The organism is Dialister sp. (genome assembly GCF_036343215.1).
Lineage (GTDB): Bacteria > Bacillota > Negativicutes > Veillonellales > Dialisteraceae > Dialister.
In genome coordinates this window covers 1-6880 of the sequence record NZ_JAZASU010000091.1, presented here as the reverse complement: position 1 = coordinate 6880, position 6880 = coordinate 1, and the positions used below count along the sequence as shown (strand labels likewise).

The 6880-nt window shown below is 48.4% G+C and carries 5 protein-coding genes; 1 reads left to right on the top strand and 4 read right to left on the bottom strand.

The window, feature by feature from the left end; all coding sequences use genetic code 11:
- Positions 1–303: 303 nt before the first annotated feature.
- A complete protein-coding gene (nikC, locus tag VZT47_RS08830; protein ID WP_330224598.1) occupies positions 304–1134 on the bottom strand; it encodes a nickel transporter permease in 831 nt (276 codons plus the stop codon).
- 3 nt (positions 1135–1137) lie between these two features.
- Entirely contained in the window at positions 1138–2091 is a 954-nt protein-coding gene (gene nikB / locus VZT47_RS08825) for a nickel ABC transporter permease (RefSeq protein WP_296954596.1), read from the bottom strand.
- Between the two features lie 797 nt (positions 2092–2888).
- Here nikB and VZT47_RS08820 point away from each other — a divergent pair.
- Positions 2889–4241 carry an MATE family efflux transporter gene (locus tag VZT47_RS08820; protein ID WP_330224596.1) on the top strand — a complete coding sequence of 451 codons (1353 nt, stop codon included), beginning with the start codon at positions 2889–2891 and terminating at the stop codon, positions 4239–4241.
- Between the two features lie 630 nt (positions 4242–4871).
- Here VZT47_RS08820 and VZT47_RS08815 read toward each other — a convergent pair.
- Complete coding sequence (locus VZT47_RS08815) at positions 4872–5690, bottom strand: transporter substrate-binding domain-containing protein (RefSeq protein ID WP_330224595.1); 819 nt, start codon at positions 5688–5690, stop codon at positions 4872–4874.
- A gap of 358 nt (positions 5691–6048) precedes the next feature.
- Positions 6049–6880, bottom strand: an 832-nt coding sequence (locus VZT47_RS08810; RefSeq protein ID WP_330224594.1) for a substrate-binding periplasmic protein, incomplete at its 5' end; no start/stop codon positions are given.

Below are 6880 nucleotides of genomic sequence, written 5' to 3'. Positions count from 1 at the left end.
TCAGCCCCTTGATGCCGGAATGTAAATCTGATAAAATCCCCAGGCCAGGGCAACTGTATAAAAATTGACCGCATTTCTAAAAACTCGAATTCCGATTATTTGACAAAGGGTAAGATTCAATGGTTCGCTGACGCGAACCAATCTTATATAGCGGCTTCGCCGCGGGTCTTTGGCGTTCAATGAATCACAGATTCATTTTCTCATGGGCCGCCTTCTTTTGTTGCGGCCACCTTCACGAAGAACGATCAACGAAAAACGAAAAGGACTAATGACTCGAAACACTAAACAGGCAGATGACTCAAATCAATCCTCATCTCTCGGGTCAAGTACGTCTCGAAGGGCATCGCCCCAGAGGTTGAAAACTACGACGGTGAGGAAAATCGCAAGGCCCGGGAAGAACATGAGCCAGGGAGCGGTCTGAAGCTGCTGTCTGCCTTCATTCAGCATAAGGCCCCATTCCGGTGCCGGAGGCTGGGAACCGAAGCCCAGGAAGGAAAGTCCTGCCAGTTCCATCATCATGGCGCCGATATCGGAAACTGCGGTAACGATGAGGACCGGGATAATATTCGGAAGAATGTGGGCAATGAGGATGTGGGTGGAAGTACCGCCGCCTACAATGGCTGCATCCACGAAATCTCTCTTTTTGATCTTCAATACAACTGATCTTGCCAGTCGGGCATATTTCGTCCAGGTGACGACTGTTAATGCGATCATGGCATTGATCAGGGACCCGCCCATGACGCCAGCGATAGCAATAGCCAGGATAACGCCAGGGAAGGAAATCATCATATCAGCCACACGCATAATGACTGTATCCACCATGCCGCCATAATAGCCTGCGAGGACTCCCATGGTCGTTCCTACGCAGAAAATGATAGCTACCAGGGCAAGTACACTGGTCAGTGAATAAGCGCCGCCGTAAATGATACGGGAAAGGACGTCGCGTCCCAGTTTATCAGTACCGAAGAGATGAGCTGCCGAAGGAGCCTGGTTGGCATCTTTCATGACGGCTTCCAGAGGATTATATGGAGAAATCACAGGGGCCAGGATGACGATCAGGATCAGGAGCAGTACCAGGAGAGTGGTGAAACGGAAAGTTGGCTTTTCTTTGAAACCGCGAATAAGGTTTTCCATCGATTAACGGCCTCCTTTCCGAAGTCTCGGGTCAAGATGATGGTAAGACAGATCGACGACCAGATTGATGACCATGTACATGAGGGCAATCCAGAGGACTACGGCCTGTACAGTCTGGAAGTCACGATAGGTAATGGCCTGGACCACCATGAAACCCATGCCCGGCCAGGAGAATACGATTTCTACGACTGCAGCGCCGCCCAAAAGGGAACCGAAGGCAAGGCCCAGCAGGGTAACCAGTGGAAGCAGTGCGTTTGGAAGGACTTCTTTCCAGAGGATATGGGATTCAGAGAACCCTCTGGCTCTCGCGCCCATGACGTAGTCCTGATTCAGTTCTTCCAGCACCGTGGCACGGACCTGACGGGTATATTTCGACGTCATGACGATGCCCAGGGTCGTTGCGGGAAGAATCAGGTTTTCAAAGGAAATATCGCCGCCCACGATGGGGAGAAGTCCCAGCTTCAGGGCGAAAATCCAGAGGAGCATAAGGCCCATCCAGAAGTTCGGAACCGATACGCCTACGAAGGAGAATCCGCGGATGAGGTAGTCAAACCAGGTATTCTTCTTCACGGCTGTATAAATACCGAGAGGAATGGAGAAGACAAGCATGAAAACCGTAGAAGCCAATGCCAGAATAACTGTGGCCGGCAGGGATTCCGCAATAGCCTCGATAACCGGTTTTTTCATCATGAAAGAGAAGCCGAAATTGCCATGAAGCACACGGCCCAGCCAGTCCAGATACTGGAAAATAAATGGTTTATCCAGACCCAGTTCATGACGCAGCGCATCAATTTCTACCTGGCTGACCACGATATCTTCGTTGCCGGCAATCATCTGGCGGACCGGATCGCCCGGAGCCAGCATGACCAGGCAGAATGTGATGAAGCTGATCCCGATCAGGACCAGCACCATCTGGCCCAGCCGGATAGCCAATTGTTTCTTTCCCAAAATTACCATCTCCCGTTTTCTTAAATAATAAATAACCTATATATACACTATCCCCCGGCAGGGGATAGAAATTTCCCACGAAAAAAGCAAGGCCAGAGCAGGGACCTTGTCGGATAAAGAAAATAGCAATGTAAAATACAACCCCAATAGTAAACCGAGAGTTCTTCCCAAAACCCTCTCAACAAATAAAGAGATAAGAGCCGCAGTCTTCTGGCGTACTGTCTTGCCCGTAGCTTTTATTAGTTTATCTTCAATCTTATATACATTATTTCGAAATTAGTATAGCACGTTTATTTAATCTAATCAATTGCCAATTTAACTTTTGTTTATATTTTACCAACCTGTTGTCGTTTTCGCCAACGAATACATTATGTAATTTTAATTTATTCGATTTATATGTTCATAAGAGACCGGCTTCCTTTCATTTCCGCGTCTTCATGTCCTTTGAAATATAGAAATATTATATTTCAATAAAAGATATAGGCATCCCGAATGGTGAAATTTAAACGAAGCCCGTCTGCTCCGTTTCCGGCTCCCATCCCATCCGGTTCTCCCATGCATTGTCATGTCTATCTTCATGCATTCAGTACGATTCAATTATTGATTTACTATACCATTTCAGATGTAGTAAATATGCCAAATTCATGCTTTTTATATGCCAAAATATTGAATTTTTCAAGACTTGAAAATTTCAATTGCTTTTATTAAAAATATCATATAGAATATAGACGCTGAACTGACAGACAATTCTGGCAATCTGTTCTGTAAATTATATTTCTGGAAATTTATTTCCCGGAGGAGTTTCCATGAATCATTACGATCGGCACTACCTGCGTATCGCGCTTCCCGCAGCTTTGGAAGGACTCTTTATGATCCTTCTCTCTTCCACGGATCTCATCCTGGTCTCCGCCCTGGGCAACCTTTCCGTAGCAGCCGTCAGCATTTTCCTCCAGCCCCGTCTCGTGCTCCTCTGCTTTTCCAGGTCTCTGGCCTCTGCGGTCACTCTCGTCACCAGCCGGAGAGCGGGAGCCGGTGAAGCGGGAAGCCGGGACGTACCCCAGCTTCTGAAGCAGTCCCTCACCCTCTGTGCTGCTACCCTGGGTGTCCTCCACATCCTTGCCTTCATTTTCATGAAAGAAATATTCCTCCTCATGGGTGCCAAGCCGGACTATCTGGAACTGGCTATGGAATATGGCCCCTTTGCCCTGCTGGGCGTCTATTTCACCTCTCTCACCCTGATTCTCCAGGCCGTGCAGCTGGGCTATGGGGATACGGCCAAAATCATGAAAGTCAATGTGGGCGGTAATATACTGAATGCCATTTTCAGTTTCCTCCTCATCCGCGGTTTCGGACCATTCCCGGCCCTGGGCGTCGAAGGTGCAGCTATCGGAACTGCCGTAAGCACCCTTTTCTCTCTCATCCTTGCTTACTGCATGCTTTATAAAGACGGTTTCCTCACCGGAGGCAAATGGATTCCGGATCAGAAATATTTCGATGAAATCGTTCCTATTTTCTCCTCCGTCCTCTCCGAACAGGGAAGCGAACGAATCGGTATGGTCCTTTTCTCCCGCATGGCAGCCGGCATGGGTACCGTACCCTTTGCGGTTCACTCCATCTGCATGAATATCTGTGACGTATACTGGGATTTCATCATGGGCTTCGGCAAGGCCAATATGGTAGAAGCAGGCCAGACCATGGGAAGCGGCAGCAAAGAAGACTGGCATGCCTATAAGAGGACCGGTTTCAAATGGTCCATGCTCCTCTCCGCTATTTCCTGCGGCATCACCTGGTTTTTCTCCACGGAAATCTTCTCCTTCTACTCCACCGATCCCGATTCCCTTGCCATGAGCGGTATCATCATGCTCTTCGTGGCTATCGTATCCTTCCCCGAATCCATCGGACTCTGGGGGGCCGGAATCCTCCGCGGAAGCGGATACACCGGAACCGTGGCTGCCTACTCCTTCATGTCCGTAGCAGTCATCCGCCCCATCATGACCGCCATTTTCCTCTACGTCTTCGATATGGGAATCGTAGGAACCTGGATCGCCCTTCTCCTGGACCAGTGCATCCGGGCAGCCTGCTCCTCTTACATGGTCTACCTCATCTCTCACGAAAAGACAGTCACCCTCTTTGGGATCACCATGAAACAGCATGTGTGAGATTTTATTGGAGTCAATTGTCAGATAAATGACCTGAGTCACTTACGGTTTTCGTGAATTAGCCTCAACGCGGCACGCCCCGGTCGAGACACTTCCGAGATTTCGTGATTCGTGGTTCGTAAAGGTGCACCGCTCACGCGGTGCTTTTTTATTGGGATTTATTGGAGTCAATGGGCATTCTTCCGATAGTAGGCCCCTTTCACCGCCTTCGGCGGAGCTTCCCCCGATGGGGGACGCCGGGCAACCCGGTATAAAAAATTTACAGCCGAAAGTGCAGTTCCCCCTCACCCGCTTCGCGGGAGCTCTCCGGGGTTACATGTTCCTTTTCTCTTATTTTCGACTTGAACCATAGTACAGCCCCCTCATAGCCTCCCCGAACTTCGGGGAGGCTATGAGGGGAGCCTTTTCGCGTACCGATTGATGCAATTTCGATAAAAGCTGTACGGCATCAGCCTCATAAGTACCATGGCAAGGTTGTGACTGATTTCCCGATACCGCTCCAATTATCTCTATCCGTAATCGTCACGCACGGGAAACCCTTCCCGATACAGTCCTAAAAGGACCAGGGCGAAATAAAAAGAGCCGACTGCTCACGCAATCGACTCTTTTTTATTTCCAATTTCTAACGGCTCAGTTCTTTTCTGCGGCCCGGTCGGAGAACCATTTCTCCGAGAGTTTATCATAGGTGCCGTCGGTCATGATTTTCTTCAGCGCCTTATTGACGTCTTCTTTCAGTTTGCCATTGTCTTTGGCCACGGCGATACCGAAGTTGTTTTCTGTCGGAATGCTGCCGCCCACGGTGAGTCTGTCACTTCCTCCATGACGGAGATAGTACATGGCTGCCTGTTCATTGGATACGGCGGCTTCTGCATTTCCGTAAGTGACTGCCTGGAATACGTCTTCGTAATGGTCTTTGGATACGATTTTTTCCGGTTCCAGGAGAATGACTTTGGCTTCGGAGGTGGAATCCTTCTTGGTGGCCACGATTTTGTCCTTCAGGTCATCTTCTGTCTTGATCCGGCTGCCTTTTGGCACAATAATGAGGTACTTGCTCATCTTGTAGTAGGGATCGGAGAAATCAATCCGTTCTTTTCGTTTTTCATTGATGGTGATGGCAGCGATGGCGAGATCCACGTCTTTTTTCTCTACGGAAGAAATGAGCCGATCGAAGTTCTCATCCTTCCATTCCACCTTCATTCCCATTTCTTTGGCTACCGCATTCATCAGGTCGATTTCAAAGCCCATCATCTGATTTTTGCTGCTGTCACCCCAGTAACGGAAGGGCGGATAATAAGGTTCCGTGGCTACTTTGAGCACTTTTGACGAAACAGCGGGTTTGGCAGAAGAGGAAGCAGGAGCATTTTTCCCCGCATCGCCGCAGCCGGAAATCAGGCCCACCGCACCGACCAGGGCCAAAAGAATCAGTCCTTTTTTCATATAGTTTTTCATAGTTTCCTCCTGAGGAAATAACCGTACAATCTTCTATATATTATCATATTACAAATTTATCTTTTTTCAAGCTCTAATCAATTTGTTTTGTGAAATTAACTTTAATTTATTTGAAATAATCCGCTAATAAAAGTCATCTGTATGATTTCAGGCTGGAGCAGACCTCCTTTCGGGCAGATTGGGATAGAGTGATCATTTGTCGTACCATCTTTAAATAGAAGAGGAGGCTATTATGAAATTAAATCCATTTCCATGGGGCCTATTTAAAAGTGGTCCGCCATTCAATTTCATGGGGACCACCTTTTCTGATCACTTTGACGTCAATGCCGTCAATATATAATGCCCCTGCCGGGCGCTTTTATTTCTTTTCTGCCGCTTTGTAGGAGAACCATTTGTTGGTCAGGTCATCATAGGTGCCGTTCTCCATGACTTTCTTCAGGGCTTTATCCACGTCATCCTTCAATTTGCCATTGTCTTTGCCGATAGCGATAGCAAAATTGTTGCCGCCGGGCAGTGTGCCCACTACGGTCAGTTTTTCGCTGCCTCCATGGAGAAGGTAATAATTGGCCGCCTGTTCATCGGAGATTCCGGCTTCTGCTTTCCCATCGGCTACGGCTTTGTAAATATCTTCATAATGATCCAGGGGGACTACTTTTCCAAAGCCCATTTCTTTGGCTCTCGTTTCAAAGGTAGAACTCTTCTTGACGGCTACGGTCTTTCCGTTCAGGTCCTTTTCGCTGCGGATGGAATTGCCCTTCTTCGGAACCACTACGGTATAGGCACTTCGATGGGCGTAAACGTCCGAGAAATCCACCTTCTGTTTTCGCTTTTCGTTCACTGTCAGCGTGCCGATGGCCATATCCACGTCTTTTTTGGAAACAGCATCAAGGAGCTGGGAAAATTTCATATCCTTGAATTCTACGGAAGCTCCCATTTCTTTAGCAACTGCTTTGACCAGGTCGATTTCAAAGCCGGTGATCTGATTCTTTTCGCTCACATACCGGTAAGGCGGATCATTGGCCTCCGTAGCCACCTTGATCACCCGTCCCGGAGCAGAAGCGTTCTGGGAACTTCCTGCCCCGTTTCCGCCGCAGCCTGCAGACAGAACTACCATACCGGCTAGAGCCAGAATCAGAGAACCCTTCTTCAAAGTATCTTTCATGGTTTCCTCCGGAGGAAATTTATAACAT